We start from the raw sequence: 18837 nt of genomic DNA, 5'->3' as shown, positions 1-18837 counted from the left end.
ATGGACCGGGTGGGGGCGGGGGGCGCGTGGGCGGGGGTGGGGGCTGGGCCAGATGGGCGATTTCTGGGGATACTTCCCTGCGTGTTCCTAGGGATGTTTCTCTGCGCGGCGGTGCGGGGAGGCGCAGGTTTTTAGGGGCGCGGGGAACTGCGCGACCAGCCACGACGGACGGAAAGCCGCCAAACAACCTTTAGTCCCCGGACGTCCCGCGTCTACCGCCTAGTTGCTGTCACCCGTTCACTCTCGATCCGCTTCGCCACCGCATCCTCCCCCAGCTGATCCAGATGCCGGCACAGAACCACGGAGGCCCCCGTGGCAAGCGGCGCGTACAACCCGGCGCTCAACCCCTCCCACGTGTCGTACGAGAGCCCCGACAACAGCCGCGAACCGGGCCCCGTAAGCCCGAAGCCCGACGCATCGGCCCGCGCCCGCTCCACAACTTCCGCCCCCGTGAATTCCGCCCCGGCCACGATCAGCGCGGGCGCCTCCGGATCCACGGGAGCGTACGGCTGGAAACGGTCACCCTGGCTCGGCACCTCCACCGCGTAGTCGACGTACCCCTCAGGTGGAGCCGAAAAGCGGCGCCCCAGCGGCGCGAGGGACAGCGCGATCCGGTCGCCCGCGCAGGCGAGCCCGGCCTCGAACCGGCCTGGCCCCGCGACGACATGGTCGGCGGCAGCGGCGTCGCCGCCGACGTCCGCGATCACGCCCACCGAGGAGCAGGCGAGCAGCCACACCGCGGTCTGCCAGTGCGCGGGCAGCAGCAGTGCGACCCGGTCGCCGGGCTCGGCGGACAGCTCGTCCTGGAGGAGGTTGGCGGTCTTGGCCACCCAATTGGCGAAGGTGGCCACGGACAGTTCGACCCGTTCGCCGGTGGCGTCGTCGTAGAAGGTCACGAGGGGGCGTGCCGGGTCCGCGGCGAGCGCGGATCGCAGCAGGTCGGCAGGGGTGCGGTCGGTGGCGGTCACGAGAGGAAAGCGTACGCGGGCCCTCGGCCGGGCGGGGGAGGCCGGGCCACCGGTTCGGGCGAGTGCCGGTCGACGGTCCGTCAAGTCCCGGATGGACAGATAAGTATGGGTATGTCCACGATCAGGGGCATGCGTGGATACCTTGCTTCCTCGATCGCTGTGACGTGTGCGGCCGCCCTGGCCCTCCCGCTGACGTCCCCCTCCGACGCTCTGACCGGCACCTCGAGACCCGCGACCGCCGAGAGACGGGCGGCCCCGGAAGCGCCGGCCGTCCCAGAAACGCAGGCCGTCCCCGGCAGCACCCAGTCGCTCGCGCTCGCCCCGCTCACCGGCGACCGCGCCCTCGGCCCCGCCTCCGTGCAGGGGCTGCACCGGCGCGACGTACCCCGCTTCTCGCTGGTCGGCGTCGTCTGGGACGACCCGGGCACGGAACTGCGTGGCCGGGTCCAGGTCCGTACGCGCTCCGCCGACACCGCCAAGTGGTCCGCCTGGCAGGACATCGAGACGCACAACCTGGAGCACGCGGCCGACCCGGACACCGACGAGGGCACCTCCGAGCGGGTACGCGGCTCCACGGCACCGCTGTGGGTGGGGGAGTCGGACGGCGTGGAGGTGCGCGTACAGGCCAAGACGCACGCCGGGGACGGACGGACCGCCACAAGCCAACCGCTGCCCGGCGGACTGCGCCTCGAACTCGTCGACCCCGGCGCCGAGCCCCCGCCCGCGGGCCCTCAACTGAAAGCCCCGAACGCCGGCTCGCTCACCGCCGAGTCCGCCGCAGCGTCCGCCGCCAACGCCGACCTCGCACCGCTCGGCGCCACCGTCATCCCGGAACTGACCCGCAAGCAGACGCAGGAGGACTTCCTCGCGACCCGTGTGGGCAAGGGGGCGGCCACGAACCCGTACATCGGCCCGCGTCCGCGCATCGTCACCCGCCGCGGCTGGGGCGCGGACGAGGGCCTGCGCGAGCGGAACTTCAGCTACACCAAGTCCGTCCGGGCCGCCTTCGTGCACCACAGCGCCTCGGGCAACAACTACCGCTGCTCGCAAGCTGGTTCAGTCATCCGCAGTATCTACCGCTACCACGTCAAGAGCAGTGGCTGGCGTGACATCGGGTACAACTTCCTCGTCGACAAGTGCGGAAACATCTACGAGGGGCGGGCCGGGGGCGTGGCCAAGCCGGTCAAGGGCGCACACACTCGCGGTTTCAACGGCAACAGCACGGGGATCGCCGTCCTCGGCAGCTTCAGCAACACGAAGCCGCCGGACGCCGCGGTGCAGGGCGTCGCCCGGCTCACGGCGTGGAAGCTCGGCCTCCACGGGGCGGATCCGGCGGGCAAGACATATCTGAAGTCGGGCGGTGGCAATCTCTTCCGAAAAGGCAAGAATGTACGACTGAACGTGATCTCCGGACACCGGGACGGCTTCGCCACCGAGTGCCCGGGCGCCCGGCTGTACGCCAAGCTCCACGAGGCCAGGACCAGTTCGGCCCACTACCAGGGCCGATGAGGTCGGGGCTGCGGCTCCCCACGGCCACTCAAGAGGCTCCCCACGGCCATCGAACGGTCTGCATACACTGGCCGGCCGACAGACAGTTCGGCCGACCCCACAGGGAAGCAGAGACGACAGGTGACAGAAGCGATCCTCCTGGTCGGCGGCAAGGGCACACGGCTGCGCCCGCTCACGGTGCACACGCCGAAGCCGATGGTTCCGGCGGCCGGGGTACCGTTCCTCACGCACCAACTGGCGAGAGCCAGAGCGGCGGGGGTCGAGCACATAGTGCTCGCCACGTCCTATCTGGCCGAGGTCTTCGAGCCGTACTTCGGCGACGGCTCGTCGCTGGGGCTCCATATCGAGTACGTCACCGAGGCCGAGCCCCTCGGCACGGGCGGCGCCATCCGGAACGTGGCCTCCCGTCTTCGCTCCGCCCCCGAGGATCCCGTCCTGATCTTCAACGGGGACATACTCACCGGCCTCGACATACCGGCCCTGGTCGCCACCCACCAGTCCTCCGGCGCGGACGTCTCCCTGCACCTGACGCGTGTCGCGGACCCCAGGGCGTACGGCCTGGTCCCGACCGACGCCTCGGGCCGCGTACAGGCCTTCCTCGAAAAGCCCCAGACCCCCGAGGAGATCGTCACCGACCAGATCAACGCGGGGGCGTACGTCTTCCGGCGCTCGGTCATCGACACGATCCCCGTCGGCCGCCCGGTCTCGGTGGAACGCGAGACGTTCCCGGACCTGCTGTCCTCCGGTGCCCACCTCCAGGGCATGGTCGACTCGACCTACTGGCTGGACCTCGGCACCCCCCACGCCTTCGTACGAGGCTCCGCGGACCTCGTCCTCGGCCGCGCCCCTTCCCCGGCAGTCCCCGGCCGCTGCGGCGACCGCCTCGTCCTGCCGACGGCAACGGTCGCCCCCGACGCGAAGCTGACCGGCGGCACGGTGATCGGCGAGGACGCGGTGATCGGCTCGGGCGCGCGGATCTCCGGCTCCACGGTTCTGGCGGGCGCGGTGGTGGACCCGGGCGCTGTCATCACGGACTCCCTGATCGGCGCCAGAGCCCAGGTCGGCACCCGCTCCATCCTCACGGGAGTGGTGGTGGGCGACGGCGCAACGGTGGGCCCGGACAACGAACTGAGGGAGGGCGTACGGGTGTGGTGCGATGCGGTATTGCCGGCGGGGGCGGTGCGGTTCTCGTCGGATCAGTGACCCACCCCCAGCCCCCATCCACCCGCGCTTTCCCGCCCAGTCCAGGCACAATCAGCCTGTCCGGCGTTTGAGGACGAGGCCGCCAGGCCGATGGGGGTCTGGGGCGCAGCCCCAGCGGGGTCCAGGGGCGGAGCCCCTGGTGGGGTCTGGGGCGAAGCCCCAGGGACAGTCACAGCCGCCCAATATCCCCGCGGGGCATACGTGGCTGACGCCGAGGCGGAGTGCGGCCGCTCAGCAAAATGAGCCGAGCCGCACGATGCCGCTGCCCCGCATACGGCTCCAGCAGCTCCAACATCACGGAGTCATCCGCATCCCGGTCACCCGCCAGCGCATACCCCACGATCCCCGGCAGATGCAGATCCCCGACCGTCACCGAATCCGCCGAACCATGACTCCGCTGCACGGTCTCCGCCGAGGTCCAGGGCCCGATCCCGGACACCAGCTCCAGCCGGGCCTGCGCGGCAACCGGCTCGAACCCCACCGCTTCCTCCAACCGCCGAGCCACCCGAACCGCCCGCAGAATCGTCGACGCCCGCTTGTTGTCGACCCCGGCCCGATGCCACTCCCACGAGGGGACCAACGCCCAGGTCCGCGGCTCCGGCATGACGTACATGCGCCCGGGCGCGGGTCCGGGCGCCGGCACGCCGTACTTCCGTACGAGCAACTGCCAGGCCCGGTACGCCTCTTGCGTCGTGACCTTCTGCTCCAGAATCGACGGAATCAACGACTCCATGACCAGCCCCGTACGCGTCAGCCGCAGCCCCGGCCGCCGATGCCGCGCGAGCGCCACCAGCCGATGCCGTGGCTCGAAGGCGGAGGGATCGTCCAACTCCCCGAGCATCCGAGGGAGTTGCTCCAGCAGCCAGTCGGCGCCCGGCCCCCAGGCTTCCCCCACGGCCACTCCGCCCCGCATCGAGACCCGCAGGGTTCCGGGCCCCGCGGGCGTACGGCTGGCCCGCCACACGGACCCGTCCGGCATCGCCCGGAACGTCGGATCGGCGGGCCCACGCCGCAGCGGCCCGAGCACGAGCCCCAGATCGAGCGGCCCCGGCGGCGTCCAGCTACGCGTACGCCCGGGCGCCGAGGCCTGCCGCGCCACGCGCCCGGCGGCGACATGCCCGCCGCGTACGGTCGTACGCGTGGGTCGGGGGTCGAAACGTCCGGCCACGGGTGGGGTCCTAGGGGTGTCGGGAGCGCGGGGCGCTGAGGCGCCCTACGAGAGTAGGCGCTCAGTCGTCAGCGGACCTCGATGAAGGACCCCGCATCCCGCTCGGCCCGCGGCTTCGGCTCCTCCGCCGCGTGCCCGACGGCCACGGCCCCCATCGGATCCCACCCTTCAGGCAGCCCGAGAACGTCCCGTACGACATCCCGGCAGAACATCGTCGACGACACCCACGCCGATCCCAGCCGCTCCCCGGCGAGCGCGACGAGGAAGTTCTGCACGGCGGCGCCCGCGGCGACCACGAACATCTCGCGCTCGGCCCCGTCACGACGCGCGTCGCCGTACGTGTGCGAGCCGTCCATGACGAGACAGGGCACGACGAGATACGGCGCCTTGCGCAGGACATCCCCCCGCCGTACGCGCTTGGCGATGGACTCCTCGCTCTTCCCGTCCCGCTCCAGGTCGGATATCCAGGCGTCCCGCATGGCGTCGAGAAGCCGCGTACGGGACTCCTCCGACTCCAGGAGGACGAATCGCCACGGCGTCGTGTGATGCGGCGCCGGCGCGGTCACGGCGGCGGCCACCGCACGGCGTACGGCCCCCGGATCGACGGGCTCGTCGGTGAAGGCCCGTACGGTACGCCGCTGGGTGACGGCCTCCCGTACGGCCTCGGAGGTGCCCAGCCGGAACATGTCGTCGCGCGCACCGCGCACCATGGCCCGCGCCCCCTCCTCTTCATCCGTGCCTGTGGTGACCGTGTGGGGCAGCCCGCGCACGACGGCGACGGGCAGCCCTTCGGCCTTGCCCTTGACCAGGTCGCCCGCGGCGGCGAGTTCGTCGGCCGTGGCGACGACGGTGGCGCTGAGCGGATTCCCGTACGCGTCGGAGCCGCCCCGGAGATCGTCGAGCACCCGGACACCGGCGGCACCGATGGCGACATCGGTGAGCCCCGTACGCCACGGCCGCCCGAACGTGTCCGTGACGAGTACCCCGACGTCGACGCCCAGTGTGTCCCGCACTCCGTCCCGTATCGCCCGCGCGGAGGCGTCGGGGTCCTCGGGCAGCAACAACACGGTCCCCGCAGGTGTGTTGGAGGCGTCGACCCCGGCCGCGGCCATCACGAGCCCCTGCCGGTTCTCGACGATCCGCAAGGCCCCCCGCCGCGCCACCACCCGCACGGTCTCGGCATCAATGGCGGCTTCCCGGTCAACGGCCTCGACGACCCGCCCCTCAGCCTTGGACACGATCTTCGAGGTGACGAGCAGTACGTCCCCGTCGAGCAGCCCGGGCTCGGCAGCAGCGATCAACTTCGCGAGATCGTCCCCCTCACGAATCTCGGGCAGCCCGGGAAGCGCCCAGACCCGATAACCGGGCACCGCACGCGCCAGACCTTCCTCGGTCGCGGCCCCGGAAGCAGCCAACTCCCGCCCATCCGGCCTCGAAGCACCCCCGCCGCTCAAGCGCCCCCCACCTCCTCCGCCAACGCCAGCGCCTCGCGGGCCATCCGGGTCGCCGCGGCCAGGTCGGTCATCAGGAGGGGTACGGCACGGCAGCGGATGCCGGCGGACTCCACGCGGTCCACGGCGGAGGCGTCGACCGTGTCGACGAGCCAGCCGTCGAGGAGCCCCGAGCCGTAGTGCTCGGCGACCGCGGCGGCCGTGGACTCCACGCCGATGGCCGCGAGGACCTTGTCGGCCATGCCGCGCACGGGAGCGTCCCCGACGATGGGGGAGAGGCCGACCACGGGCACCCCGGCCTCGGCGATTGCCTCCCGGATGCCGGGCACGGCGAGGATCGTGCCCACGGACACGACGGGATTGGACGGCGGGAAGATCACCACGTCGGCCGAGGCGATCGCCTCCAGTACCCCGGGCGCCGGCTTCGCCTGATCCGCGCCGACGGGCACCACCGCGTGCGCGTCGACGGAAGCCCGCAGCCGCACCCAGTACTCCTGGAAGTGAATGGCCTTGCGCTCGCCGTCCATCTCGACGGCCACATGCGTCTCGACTCGGTCGTCGGACATGGGGATCAGCCGAACTCCCGGCTTCCACCGGTCGCACAGCGCCTCCGTCACGGCGCTGAGCGGATAGCCGGCGCCCAGCATCTGCGTACGGACGATGTGCGTCGCGAAGTCCCGGTCACCGAGCCCGAACCACTCGGGCCCCACGCCGTACGCCGCGAGCTCCTCCTTGAGGTGGAAGGTCTCGTCGGCTCGCCCCCAGCCCTGCTCTTCGTTGATGCCGCCGCCGAGCGTGTACATCACCGTGTCGAGGTCCGGGCAAACCTTCAGCCCGAAGAGATGGATGTCGTCCCCGGTGTTCCCGATGACGGTGACCTCGGCGTCCGGCACCGCCTGCCTGAGACCACGCAGAAACCGGGCACCGCCGATGCCGCCTGCCAGAACCACAATGCGCATGAGACTTAGTCTTGCAGGCGGGTAGGACAACGCGTCAGGCGGTCGCTTCAGGCGGTGACGACATTCCCGTGCTCGTACGGACGCGACGCGGCGCAGCGCATGGCGTGCATCGGCATCTCGGTCAGCCCGGGGTAGTAGACGTGCAGGCTTATGGCCGGTTCGAGCGAGTCGTTGACCACTTCGTGGACGTACCCCGGCGCGAACACCTGTTGGGTACCGACCGCCAATGCGCGCGTGCCGCGCTCCGTGCGCTCGGTCAGTGCGCCCTCCAGCACGGTGAACACGCCGGAGGAGCGGCCGTGGTCGTGCAGCCCGCTGCCCTGCCCGGGCACCCAGGAGAGCAGCCACACCTCGTAACCGGGGCCGGTGCGCAGCCGGTGGTACCACCGGGACGTCGCGTCGTATTGGACGAGGTGCTCCCACTGGGAGCGATCGGCGGCGATGGAGCGGGCCAGCCCGACGAACTCGGCCACGGTGGCCGGATGCTCGCGCGGTGGCTGAAGGAGGTGCGGGACTTCAAGGATGTCGCCGGCGATCTGGAGGTCGCTGTCGCTGTTCATGGAGTGCGGTGGTTCCTCGGCTGAAGAGGCGGAAGGCCTGTGCTGGAGATCTGGAGGCGCCCTGATTTACGGGCGGAAGGGACCAGCGGCCAGGTACTGGTGGACCTGGCGGCAGCAGGAGCGCTGAGAAAGGCTCAACAGCTGCGACAACAACAGCGACAGCTACAGCGAGCACGGGCAGCACCGAGGGACCCGGCGGTGCGGGTCGAGGTGAGCGCCAAGTTCGCGAGCATGCCCACAAGGACAGCGGCTCACACCTTCGCTGTCAACTTGGTGTCCGCTATGCAGGAGATGTTTCACCTCATCCGGTTCCTCTGGGAGATGGGAGGTTTGTTCTGTGGTTCGCTGGGACACATGGCGCAGCAACCGGGCGCACAAACCTCGTTGCGATCCTGTGATCGGAATGTGATCCGGCTCGCTTCGAGTGTCGGGCGGAACGAGATCGAACTCCTGGGCGTCCCTCCCTGTACAGGTCCTGTGCGGGATGGCAGTCCCAGCCGGGCCTCTTCCTGCTGTCAGGGTTTATGCCGATTTGAACACTTTCCGCATGGCCTTGGTTCCGCAGAGTGAATAAGGGACCCAATAGCAGATCTCGGCTTGACTCGCCCGGAGCAGCACACTTGTAATTTCACTCGTGTCGTTCAGCCGGAATCGGTAACGGCAGCATCACGGGGACGCGAGACGGACGAGGGGCGCATATGACCGAGCTGTTTCAGGAACTGCTGGTCGACGAGGCCGACGAGGAGCTCGGTTGGCAGGAGCGGGCGCTTTGCGCGCAGACCGACCCCGAGTCCTTTTTTCCTGAGAAGGGCGGCTCCACCCGCGAGGCCAAGAAGGTCTGCCTCTCCTGCGAGGTCCGCTCCGAGTGCCTCGAGTACGCCCTCGCCAATGACGAGCGCTTCGGCATCTGGGGCGGTCTGTCCGAGCGTGAACGGCGCCGCCTGAAGAAGGCCGCCGTCTGAAGCGAACGGCACGCGCTCTCCGTATGGAACACGCTCTCCGTACGCCTCTCTCTACGTAACGAACGGCCCGGCGCAGGTGGGTTATCCACAGGCGGCGGGCCGCGATCTTGTCCAGCCGTTAGTGTGGGCCTCCGTCCGAGACGCCCCAGTGCCCCCGAGGGGCACAGGCGTCCACCGCAGTCCATCGAACCGGGGCCCGTACCTCGATGTCCGCGCACAGCCAAACGGCAGGTCAGTACACCGCTGCCGCTGCAGCGTTCGACCCGTCCCGCCCTCCCGAGTTTCCGCGGCACGTGGTCACCGCCGTGCTCGTCTCGCACGACGGTGGCCGCTGGCTGCCCGACGCCCTCGCCGGGCTGCTCGGTCAGGAACGCCCCGTGCAGAACGCCGTGGCGGCCGACACCGGCAGCGCGGACGACTCCGCCCGGCTGGTCACCGAAACGCTCGGCGCCGACCGGGTGCTGCACCTCGCCCGGCGCACCGGCTTCGGCCAGGCCGTCGACGAGGCCGCCCGCACCGCCGGCGCGCTCACTCCGGACGACCTGCCGTACCTGAAGCGGCCCAGCGGCTGGGACCCGGTGACCCGCACCTGGCGCGACGACGCGTACGACATGCCGGAACTGCCGTACGGCGAGCCCGTCCAGTGGCTGTGGCTCCTGCACGACGACTGCGCCCCCGAGCCCGACACCCTGGCCCAGCTCCTCCGGGTCGTCGAGAACGAGCAGGAGCTCGGCAAGGACGTCGCGATCGTCGGACCCAAGCTCCGCGGCTGGTACGACCGCCGGCAGCTCCTGGAGGTCGGCGTCACCATCGCCAACAGCGGTCGCCGCTGGACCGGCCTGGACCGCCGCGAACAGGACCAGGGCCAGCACGACCACGTACGGCCCGTGCTGTCCGTGTCCACGGCAGGCATGCTGATCCGCCGCGACGTCTTCGAGCAGCTCGGCGGCTTCGACCGGCGGCTGCCCCTGATGCGTGACGACGTCGACCTGTGCTGGCGCGCCCAGGCCGCGGGACACCGCGTCCTCGTCGCCCCCGAAGCTGTCGTACGCCATGCCGAGGCGGCCTCCCGCGAGCGGCGCACCGTCGACTGTGTGGGCCGTACGTCCGCCTCCCCGCACAAGGTCGACAAGGCGGGCGCCGTCTACACGCTGCTCGTCAACTCCCGCACCGCCGCGCTGCCCTGGGTCCTGCTGCGGCTCGTGCTCGGCACGCTGCTGCGCACGGTCGCGTATCTCGTCGGCAAGGTCCCCGGACAGGCCGTCGACGAAATCAGGGGTCTTCTGGGGACGCTGCTGCGGCCCGAGCGGATCATCGCCGGGCGGCGCAGGCGCGGCCGTCCGCAGATCGACAAGGGGGAGCTGCGCGCGCTGTTCCCGCCGCCGGGCGCTACCGTGCGGGCCACCATCGAGCAGGTCGCGGGCAATCTCGTGGGCAGCTCCGATCCCGAGCTGACCGCGGCCGGTCGGCACGGCGGCGCCGTCGAGTCCGGGCCCGGCGGTGACGATGCCGACTTCCTGGAGGTCGAGCAGTTCGCCCGGCTCAAGCGCGTCGCCCGCAAGCCCGGCCCTGTGCTCTTCGTAGTGCTCCTCTTCGCCTCGCTCATCGCGTGCCGTGAACTGATCGGCGGCGGTGCGCTCGCGGGCGGCGCCCTCTTGCCCGCACCCTCCGACGCGTCCGCGCTCTGGTCGCGCTACCTGGACGGCTGGCACCCCGTCGGCGCCGGTGGCACCCAGTCCGCGCCGCCCTATCTGGCGCTCGTCGCGCTGCTCGCCAGTGTGCTGTTCGGCTCCACGGGGCTCGCGGTCACCGTCCTCCTTGTCGGCTCTGTGCCGCTGGCCGGCTTCACCGCGTACTTCGCCTCCCGGCCGCTCGTCATGTCGCGGCTGCTGCGGGCCTGGGCGTCCATCGCGTACGCTTTTCTGCCCGCCGCCACCGGAGCGCTCGCGGGCGGCCGTATCGGCACCGCCGTGCTCGCCGTCCTGCTGCCTCTCATCGCGCGCGCGGGCATCGCGGCGAGCGGCCTCGCCTCGACGACGGCGCGCGGCAGCTGGCGCGCCACCTGGGCGTACGCGCTGCTGCTGACCCTGGCCACCGCCTTCACGCCGATCGTGTGGCCCATCGCCCTGGTGCTGGGCCTCGTGCTGCTGGCCGTGCGGCGGGGCGAGATCGTCGCCTACGGGCTCCGTTTCCTGGCCCAGCTCGGTACTCCGCTGCTGGTCCTGGCGCCCTGGTCGCTGTCCCTGCTGCCCTTCGGCTTCTTCAAGGAGGCCGGTCTCGAGTTCGGTGAGGGGTCGGCGTCCGCGCTCGATCTGCTCGGCGGCAGCCCGGGCGGCCCCGGCACCGTCAGCGGGCTGATGCTCATCGGCATCGTGTGCGCCGCGCTGGCCGCCCTGCTGCGATCACAGCGTCAGTTGGGAATCTGGACGGCCTGGACTGCCGCCCTTGTAGGGCTCGTTTTCGCCGTCCTGTCCAACAGTTCGACCTGGGCCGGGCCCGCCACGCTCGTCTACGGTCTCGCCCTTCTCGCCGCCGCCGCGCTCGGCGCCGACGGGGCACGGTCGCGGGTGGCCGAGCAGAGCTTCGGCTGGCGTCAGCCGGTCGCCGCGCTCATCGCGTTCGCCGCCGCCGCTGGACCGCTGCTCGTCGCCGCCGGGTGGATGATCGGCGGTGCCGACGGGCCCCTGGAGCGGCGCGACCCCGTCCAGGTGCCCGCGTTCGTCGCCGAGGAGAGCGGCACCCGCGACCAGGCCCGCACCCTCGTCCTCGACAGCGACTCGACCGCCCGGGTCGGCTACACGCTCGTACGCGGCTCCGGCGCCCGGCTCGGCGACGCCGAACTGGCCACAGCGGACGGCGAGAACAAGAAGCTCGACTCCGTCGTCGCCAACCTCGTGGCCGGTTCCGGAGCCGACCAGGCCGACCAGCTCGGCGGCTTCGCCGTGCGCTACGTGCTCGTGCACCAGGGAGCGCCCCGCGAGGTCAGCCGCGTCCTGGACGCCACGCCCGGACTGTCCCGGCTGAGCCAGCAGGACGGCAGCGCCCTGTGGCGCGTGGACCGGCAGGTCTCCCGTGCGGCCATCGTCCCCGAGTCCGGCGAGCCGCAGCCCATCGCCGCCGGACCCGTCGAGGTGCACACCACGATCCCCTCCGGCGCCGCAGGACGCGTGCTGCGCCTGGCCGACACCGCCGATGAGGGCTGGACCGCCACCTTCGACGGCAAGCCGCTCACCAGGACCACCCTCGACGGCTGGGCGCAGGGCTTCGAACTGCCCGCCGGTGACGGCCGACTGGACGTCACCTTCGAGCCGCCGGCGCTCCACACCGGCTGGCTGTGGGCCCAGGGTGCGCTCGCCGTCGTCCTCGTGGTGCTCGCCCTGCCCGGCCGTCGCCGCGACGTGGACGACGACCTTCCGGAGGAGCCGGTCGTTCCCTCCCAGCCGGTCTCCGGCGAGGGCCGCAGGGCCCGCCGACTGCGCGCCCAGGCCGAGTCCGAGGCCGAACAGGCAGCCCAGGACGAGCAGTTCACGCCGGACGCCCCGCCTCCTCCTCCGGAGGAGCCCCCGGTCCCCGCCGCCATTCCGCAGCAGCAGTCCTACGGAGAGTGGGAGACGACGGCGTACCAGGGCACCGAGTACGGCACGTACGGCGATCAGTACCAGGGCGCCCAGCAGTACCAGGCGGGTACCTATGAGCAGCAGCCGTACCAGGCGGACCCGTACCAGGCAGGCCAGTACGACCCGTACGCATACGGCTCGGGGACTCCGGCCTACGACCCGACGCAGCCGTACGCCGAGGGCTACGAAGCGCCGTACGACCCTGCGCAGCAGCCACAGCAGCCGCCGCCGCACGGCACCGACCGTGAGCGCCCCGACGGGAGCCAGCAGTGAACCGCGCCACCGTGTCCCTGATCGTCGGCGTGGCCGCGCTCGCCGCGGTCGCCGGATTCGCCTCCGTCACCGAGCCGGAGGCCTCCGGCCGGGACACGGCGAAGACGGCCACGCAGATGCCCGTGGAGCGCACCAGCCTGCTCTGCCCTGGCCCCAGCGCCTCGGACGTCGCCGAGACCGCGTACACGTCGTACACGCCCGTCACGGAGGGCGCCGACACGAGCGGCAGGGCCGAACTCGCCCCGGCGGGCGAGGAGTCGGCAGACGGCTCCGAAAAGGGTGACAAGGAGGAGGCCAAAAAGGCCGTCCTGACACCGAAGGAGCCCGGCAAGCCGGTCACCGGCGAAGCCTCCGGTGCCGACGCGCCCGCGCTCATCGGCACCGCCGAGGGCGGAGCCGCCCCCGGCTGGACCGTCCAGCAGACCACCGAGGTCCCGGCGGGCACCGGCCGCGGCCTGCTCGGCGCCAACTGCACCGCTCCGGACACCGAGTTCTGGTTCCCGGGCGCCAGCACGGCCGAGGAGCGCACCGACTACGTGCACCTCACCAACCCCGACGACTCCGCCGCCGTCGTCGACATAGAGCTGTACGGCAAGGACGGCACCCTCAAGTCGGCGTCGGGGGAGGGCATCAAGGTCCAGCCGCGCTCCACGGAGCCGGTGCTGCTGTCCACGCTGATCGACGAGCCGCAGAGCGACCTCACGGTGCACGTGAGGGTCCGCAGCGGCCGGGTCGCCGCCGCCGTCCAGGCCCTCGACGACAAGCTCGGCGGCGACTGGCTGGCCGCCTCCGCCGACCCGGCCGACAGTCTCGTCCTGCCGGGCATCCCCAAGGACGCCACGTCCGTTCGTCTGGTCGCCTTCGCGCCCGGCGACATAGACGCCGACCTGAAGGTGCGGCTGGCCTCGGCATCCGGGCTGATCACGCCCGCCGGGAACGAGACGCTGCATGTGAAGGCAGGAATGACGGCCGCCGCCGACCTCGGCGACCTCACGCGCGGCGAGGCGGGCTCCCTGGTGCTGACGCCGACCGAGAAGGCCGTGCCGGTCGTGGCCGGGCTGCGGGTCGTGCGGGGCAAGGGCGACAAGCAGGAGACGGCGTTCATCCCGGCCACCCGCCCGGTGGGCACGCGCGCGACGGTCGCCGACAACCGCTCCAAGGGCTCCACGCTCTCCGTGGTCGCCCCCGGCGAAGCCGCCGAGGTCAAGGTCACGGCCTCCGCAGGCAGCGAGGGCGGCACGGCCGCGAGCAAGACGTACAAGGTCAAGGGCGGTACCACCCAGGACATCGAGGCGCCCGTTCCCAGCGGTCTCAAGGGCTCGTACGCGCTGACCGTCGAGCCCGTCTCCGGAGGCCCCGTCTACGCCGCGCGGACGCTGGAGATCCCCGAGGGCGGCATACCGATGTTCACGGTCCAGACCCTGCCGGACGACCGGGGGATGGTGGCGGTGCCGGACGCGGAGCAGGATCTCTCGGTGTTGCAGAAGTAGAAGTACGTGTTGCAGCAGGTGTCGTAGAAGTAGGGGTCCGCGCGTGTGCGGGCGTTTTCGTCCTCCACGCGCGCGTGCGGAATCGTCGGTCGCTACGTGTGCGTGGCCTCGTACGCGATGTCCCTGTGCGCGATGCCCCTATGGATGTCAGTCCTCGTCGTACCGGGGATCCACCGTCTCCGGAGTCAGCCCCAGCAGCTCGGCGACCTGCTCCACCACGACCTCGTGGACCAGGGCCGCCCGCTCGTCGCGTCCCTTGGTGCGGATCTCGACCGGCCGGCGGTAGACGACGACGCGGCCTGGCCGGCCGTCGTGCGCCGCGATCGTGCCGCCCAGGGGTACCGCCTCGTCGCCCCAGCCCTCGCCCCGCCCCGGTTCGAGGCGCGGCACCTCCAGCACCACGAACTCGATGTCGGCGAGCTGCGGCCAGCGCCGCTCCAGCCGCTCCACGGAGTCCTGCACCAGATCCGCGAACACCTCGGCACGGCTCGCGGCGAGCGGCACCTGGGGCGGCGCGACGGGTCCGCGCATCCCCCGGCCGTGGCGGTCACGGCGGCGGGGCCTGGGGTCGGCGGCGCGGGGCGGTACGGGGGGTACGGGGTTGTCCATCACTGACGAAGCGTAGTCCTCGTACGGTCGGGGTGCCCGGCCTCCACGCGGCTGCCCAACCCCTGCCGCGTGGCTGTCCGACCTCCACGGACGGGTCCCGTCACGCGCGCGCGGCAGCCACGGGGCATGTCGCTTGATGACCATTCCAGCCAAGCTTGGGCTCGTTTCCGTATCTCTACGAACCGTCGAACTCGCGGTAGTTGACAGGGTTTGCACCAAGTAGTGATCGGGTCCGAGCTGTCCGGTATTTCGGCAGGGGGCGTACACGCAGGTCAGCCGGACTCGTGCGGACTTTCGTGTGGCCGGTGTCACAGGGCGACACGGTGGGGTGACCTGGGGAAGATCCGTCGCGGCCCGCTCAAGAGTGCGGTACCGTCCAACGTCGTGAGCCCTGTACGTCGCTGTTCGCGCACCGCTTGCGGCCGCCCCGCCGTCGCGACGCTGACGTACGTCTACGCCGACTCGACCGCGGTCCTCGGCCCGCTCGCCACCTACGCCGAACCCCACTGCTACGACCTGTGCGCCGAGCACTCCGAGCGCCTCACCGCCCCGCGCGGCTGGGAGGTCGTCCGGCTCGCCCACGGCTCCGCTCCCTCCCGCCCCAGCGGCGACGATCTGGAGGCGCTCGCCAACGCGGTGCGTGAGGCGGCCCGGCCCCAGGAGCGCGCTGCGCAGGCCGGCGGAGCACGCGGTGCGGACCCGATGGAGGTCGCACGCCGCGGCCACCTGCGGGTACTGCGCTCGCCGGACTCCTGACCTCCTTTTCAACTGCCCGTCTCTGACGGGAACTTCACTCTGTGCGCTTACGGTGCGCATTTCACTCCCTGCTGTACGGGCATTGACGTGTGCTTGTCGCGGACACGACCATTTCCTCGCCCGTGAGAAATCACTTTCCGCATTGCGGAATCCGGGGAGGTTCTGTGTACATCCAGGAACTGGAGCCCGTGGCCGACTCGCTCGGCCTGTCCGCGTTAGTCGCGGCCCTGCCCCTTGTCATCGTCCTGGTCCTGCTCGGCGGCGTCCGCATGAAGGCGCACCTGGCCGGACTCATCGGCCTCGCGGCGGCGGCCCTGGTCGCCTGGCTCGCGTACGGCATGCCCCTCGGCCAGACGCTCTCCAGCGCCGCACAGGGCGCCGTCTTCGGCCTCTTCCCCATCCTGTGGATCGTCGTCAACGCCCTGTGGGTGTACCGGATGACCGTCCGCACCCGGCACTTCGACATCCTGCGCCGCTCCTTCGGGCGGCTCTCCGACGACCCGCGCATCCAGGCGCTCGTCGTCGCGTTCTGCTTCGGCGCCCTCCTGGAGGCCCTCGCGGGCTTCGGAGCGCCCGTCGCGATCTGCTCGGTGATGCTCGTCGCGCTCGGCTTCGAACCCGTCCGCGCGGCGGTGGTCGCGCTGGTCGCCAACACCGCGCCCGTCGCCTTCGGCGCGATGGGCACGCCGGTCGTGACGCTGGCCCAGGTCACCGGACTGCCCCTGGACTCGGTGGCCTCCGTGGTGGGCCGTCAGACCCCGCTGCTGGCCCTCGTGGTGCCGCTCGTCCTCGTCGGCCTGGTGGACGGGCGGCGCGGACTGCGCGAGACCTGGGTGCCCGCCATGGCGTGCGGAGTGGCCTTCGCCGTGGCCCAGTTCGCCGCCTCCAACTACCTCTCCGCCCAACTCGCCGACATCGGCGCCGCCCTGGCCGGAGCGGGCGCCCTGATGGCGGTGCCCCAAGCGCGCAGGCCCGCCGCCGAACCCGTACGAGCGGCTGTCCTGACCGGCGTACGCAGTGAGGACCTGGACGAGGAGGACCCGCGCCCCGAGGTGGTGCGGGCCTACGCTCCGTACGCCCTGATCGTCGCGATCTTCTCCGTGGCCCAGATCCCGGCGGTGAAGGACTTCTTGGCGAAGGCGACCCGCACCTTCGACTGGCCGTTCCTGAATGTCGCGAACCCGGACGGGGAGCCCGTCAGCGGCAATGTCTTCTCGTGGCCGATCGTCTCGACCGGCGGCACGCTCGTGCTGCTCGCCGGAGTGGGCACGGCGGTCGTTCTCGGGGTGCACGCGCGCGTGGCCGTCAAGGAATGGGCGGCCACCGTCCACGAGTTGAGGTTCGCGATCCTCACCGTGACGTCCGTCCTGGCGCTCGCGTACGTCATGAACCTCTCCGGGCAGGCCGCCACGATCGGCTACTTCGTGGCGGCGGCGGGCGCGGGGCTCGCCTTCCTGTCGCCGGTTCTGGGGTGGTTCGGTGTGGCGGTCTCCGGGTCGGACACCTCGGCCAACGCACTCTTCGGTGCTCTACAGGTCACCGCGGCACGGGAGTCCGGGCTCTCGCCGGAGCTCCTCGCGGCCGCCAACAGCTCGGGCGGTGTCCTGGGGAAGATGATCTCGCCGCAGAACCTGACCATCGCGTGCGCGGCCGTCGGCCTCGCGGGCCGCGAAGGGGACCTGCTGCGCAAGGTGCTGCCATGGAGCATCGGGCTGCTGCTGGTCATGTGCCTGATCGTGGTCGGACAGAGTTCCGTCGTTCTGGAGTGGATGCTTCCGTAAGTCCTGGCGCAAGTCCCGGTGCGATCTCTCGGAGACCGACCGGTCCAGTGTCGGTCCGGGCGGGTAGTTTGGGGGCACCGATGGGGAATCCAGGAGGGTTGGCCGTGGCTGCTGATCTGTCGCAGATCGTGAAGGCGTATGACGTACGCGGGGTGGTCCCGGATCAGTGGGACGAGCCGCTGGCTGAGCTGTTCGGCGCGGCCTTCGCACAGGTGACGGGCGCGAGCGCGATCGTGGTCGGGCACGATATGCGGCCCTCGTCGCCCGGCCTGTCGCGGACCTTCGCGCGCGGAGCGGCGGCGCGCGGCGTCGATGTGACCGAGATCGGACTGTGCTCGACGGACCAGCTGTACTACGCGTCGGGTGCGCTGGACCTGCCGGGCGCGATGTTCACGGCCTCGCACAACCCCGCGCAATACAACGGCATCAAGATGTGCCGGGCGGGCGCGGCCCCGGTCGGCCAGGACACGGGCCTCGCCGAGATCCGCGAACTGGTCGAGGGCTGGGCGGACTCGAAGGCCCTGGAGCCTGCGGCCACGGCGGGAACGATCACGCAGCGCGACACGTTGGAGGACTACGCGGCGCACCTCCGCTCCCTGGTCGACCTGACCTCCATCCGCCCCCTGAAGGTCGTGGTCGACGCGGGCAACGGCATGGGCGGCCACACGGTCCCCACGGTCTTCGCCGGCCTGCCCCTCACCCTCGTCCCGATGTACTTCGAGCTGGACGGCACGTTCCCGAACCACGAGGCCAACCCGCTGGACCCGGCGAACATCGTCGACCTCCAGAAGCGCGTACGCGAAGAGGACGCCGACCTCGGCATCGCCTTCGACGGCGACGCCGACCGCTGCTTCGTGGTCGACGAGAACGGCGGCCCCATCTCGCCGTCCGCGATCACCGCTCTGGTCGCTTCCCGCGAGCTGGCCAAGCACGGCGGCAAGGGCACCGTCATCCACAACCTGATCACGTCATGGTCGGTGCCGGAGGTAGTCCGGGAGAACGGCGGCACGCCGGTACGCACACGCGTGGGCCACTCCTTCATCAAGGCCGAGATGGCCAAGTCCGGCGCCATCTTCGGCGGCGAGCACTCCGCGCACTACTACTTCGCCGACTTCTGGAACGCCGACACGGGCATGCTCGCCGCCCTCCACGTCCTCGCGGCCCTCGGCGGCCAGGAGGGCCCGCTGTCGGGCCTGGTCGCCCAGTACGACCGCTACGCCGCCTCCGGCGAGATCAACTCCACGGTCGACGACCAGACCGCCCGCCTCGCCGCGATCAAGGCCGCGTACGAGGCCCGCGAGGGCGTCACCCTCGACGAACTCGACGGCCTGACGATCACCTCCGCCGACTGGTGGTTCAACGTCCGCGCCTCCAACACAGAACCCCTCCTCCGCCTGAACGCAGAGGCCCGCGACGAGGCAACGATGACGAAGATCCGGGACGAGGCACTGGCGATCATCAGAGGCTGAGCGCCTACCTGCGGTCCGAGGCGGGGCCTTCGGCCGGATTCCCGCTCCTCAATCGCCGGGCG

The 18837-nt window shown here is 71.3% G+C and carries 14 protein-coding genes; 8 read left to right on the top strand and 6 right to left on the bottom strand.

The annotated features are described in order from the left end of the window. Positions 1-212 precede the first annotated feature (212 nt). Positions 213-968, bottom strand: a complete 756-nt coding sequence (locus ACYVO6_RS36875) for a TIGR03089 family protein (protein WP_461069068.1) — start codon at positions 966-968, stop codon at positions 213-215. A gap of 129 nt (positions 969-1097) precedes the next feature. Here ACYVO6_RS36875 and ACYVO6_RS36870 point away from each other — a divergent pair, with 129 nt between their 5' ends. Continuing rightward, positions 1098-2477, top strand: coding sequence for a peptidoglycan recognition protein family protein (locus ACYVO6_RS36870; protein WP_461069066.1), 1380 nt, complete (start codon positions 1098-1100; stop codon positions 2475-2477). Between the two features lie 120 nt (positions 2478-2597). Continuing rightward, positions 2598-3680: a mannose-1-phosphate guanylyltransferase gene (gene manB, locus ACYVO6_RS36865; RefSeq protein ID WP_461069064.1), complete on the top strand. Its 1083-nt coding sequence runs from the start codon at positions 2598-2600 to the stop codon at positions 3678-3680. A 169-nt stretch (positions 3681-3849) separates the two neighbouring features. Here the strand turns inward: manB and ACYVO6_RS36860 are convergent, their stop codons facing one another. From ACYVO6_RS36860 to ACYVO6_RS36845, 4 genes are all read right to left on the bottom strand, one after another. Further along, positions 3850-4848 (bottom strand): DNA-3-methyladenine glycosylase family protein, encoded by a 999-nt coding sequence (locus tag ACYVO6_RS36860; RefSeq protein WP_461069062.1) that lies wholly within the window; start codon positions 4846-4848, stop codon positions 3850-3852. 68 nt (positions 4849-4916) lie between these two features. Next, the gene (locus tag ACYVO6_RS36855; RefSeq protein ID WP_461069058.1) at positions 4917-6263 is read right to left on the bottom strand and encodes a coenzyme F420-0:L-glutamate ligase; all 1347 of its coding nucleotides are present in this window, start codon (positions 6261-6263) and stop codon (positions 4917-4919) included. Between the two features lie 35 nt (positions 6264-6298). Continuing rightward, complete coding sequence (cofD, locus tag ACYVO6_RS36850) at positions 6299-7258, bottom strand: 2-phospho-L-lactate transferase (RefSeq protein ID WP_461069056.1); 960 nt, start codon at positions 7256-7258, stop codon at positions 6299-6301. A 47-nt stretch (positions 7259-7305) separates the two neighbouring features. Continuing rightward, positions 7306-7818, bottom strand: a complete 513-nt coding sequence (locus ACYVO6_RS36845; RefSeq protein ID WP_461069054.1) for a cysteine dioxygenase — start codon at positions 7816-7818, stop codon at positions 7306-7308. A gap of 698 nt (positions 7819-8516) precedes the next feature. Between ACYVO6_RS36845 and ACYVO6_RS36840 the strand changes: the two genes are divergently transcribed. From ACYVO6_RS36840 to ACYVO6_RS36830, 3 genes are all read left to right on the top strand, one after another. Beyond that, entirely contained in the window at positions 8517-8780 is a 264-nt protein-coding gene (locus ACYVO6_RS36840) for a WhiB family transcriptional regulator (RefSeq protein WP_461069052.1), read from the top strand. Positions 8781-8986: 206 nt separating this feature from the next. Next, positions 8987-12670, top strand: a complete 3684-nt coding sequence (locus ACYVO6_RS36835; protein WP_461069050.1) for a glycosyltransferase family 2 protein — start codon at positions 8987-8989, stop codon at positions 12668-12670. Continuing rightward, positions 12667-14160 carry a DUF5719 family protein gene (locus tag ACYVO6_RS36830; RefSeq protein WP_461069048.1) on the top strand — a complete coding sequence of 498 codons (1494 nt, stop codon included), beginning with the start codon at positions 12667-12669 and terminating at the stop codon, positions 14158-14160. The genes ACYVO6_RS36835 and ACYVO6_RS36830 overlap by 4 nt, the downstream gene beginning before the upstream one ends. Positions 14161-14307: 147 nt before the next feature. Here the strand turns inward: ACYVO6_RS36830 and ACYVO6_RS36825 are convergent, their stop codons facing one another. After that, positions 14308-14769, bottom strand: coding sequence for a metallopeptidase family protein (locus tag ACYVO6_RS36825; protein ID WP_461069070.1), 462 nt, complete (start codon positions 14767-14769; stop codon positions 14308-14310). A gap of 384 nt (positions 14770-15153) precedes the next feature. On the opposite strand from ACYVO6_RS36825, the gene ACYVO6_RS36820 reads away from it, so the two are divergent. The 3 genes from ACYVO6_RS36820 (at position 15154) to ACYVO6_RS36810 (ending at position 18775) form a co-directional block, all read left to right on the top strand. Then, complete coding sequence (locus ACYVO6_RS36820) at positions 15154-15525, top strand: DUF3499 domain-containing protein (RefSeq protein ID WP_033326683.1); 372 nt, start codon at positions 15154-15156, stop codon at positions 15523-15525. 164 nt (positions 15526-15689) lie between these two features. Beyond that, positions 15690-17306: an L-lactate permease gene (locus ACYVO6_RS36815; protein ID WP_461069046.1), complete on the top strand. Its 1617-nt coding sequence runs from the start codon at positions 15690-15692 to the stop codon at positions 17304-17306. Between the two features lie 104 nt (positions 17307-17410). Beyond that, positions 17411-18775, top strand: coding sequence for a phosphomannomutase/phosphoglucomutase (locus ACYVO6_RS36810; RefSeq protein WP_461069044.1), 1365 nt, complete (start codon positions 17411-17413; stop codon positions 18773-18775). Positions 18776-18837 lie beyond the last annotated feature (62 nt).

The sequence above is a fragment of the Streptomyces pseudoechinosporeus genome (assembly GCF_054783935.1).
Note: the sequence above shows the minus strand (reverse complement) of the source record. Positions and strands in the feature narration are given on the sequence as shown.

Coding starts and splice junctions, on each gene's coding strand:
- ACYVO6_RS36825 (WP_461069070.1), bottom strand. CDS start 14,769: ATGGACAACCCCGTACCCCCCGTACCGCCCCGCGCCGCCGACCCCAGG.
- ACYVO6_RS36835 (WP_461069050.1), top strand. CDS start 8,987: ATGTCCGCGCACAGCCAAACGGCAGGTCAGTACACCGCTGCCGCTGCA.
- ACYVO6_RS36870 (WP_461069066.1), top strand. CDS start 1,098: ATGCGTGGATACCTTGCTTCCTCGATCGCTGTGACGTGTGCGGCCGCC.
- ACYVO6_RS36840 (WP_461069052.1), top strand. CDS start 8,517: ATGACCGAGCTGTTTCAGGAACTGCTGGTCGACGAGGCCGACGAGGAG.
- cofD (WP_461069056.1), bottom strand. CDS start 7,258: ATGCGCATTGTGGTTCTGGCAGGCGGCATCGGCGGTGCCCGGTTTCTG.
- ACYVO6_RS36845 (WP_461069054.1), bottom strand. CDS start 7,818: ATGAACAGCGACAGCGACCTCCAGATCGCCGGCGACATCCTTGAAGTC.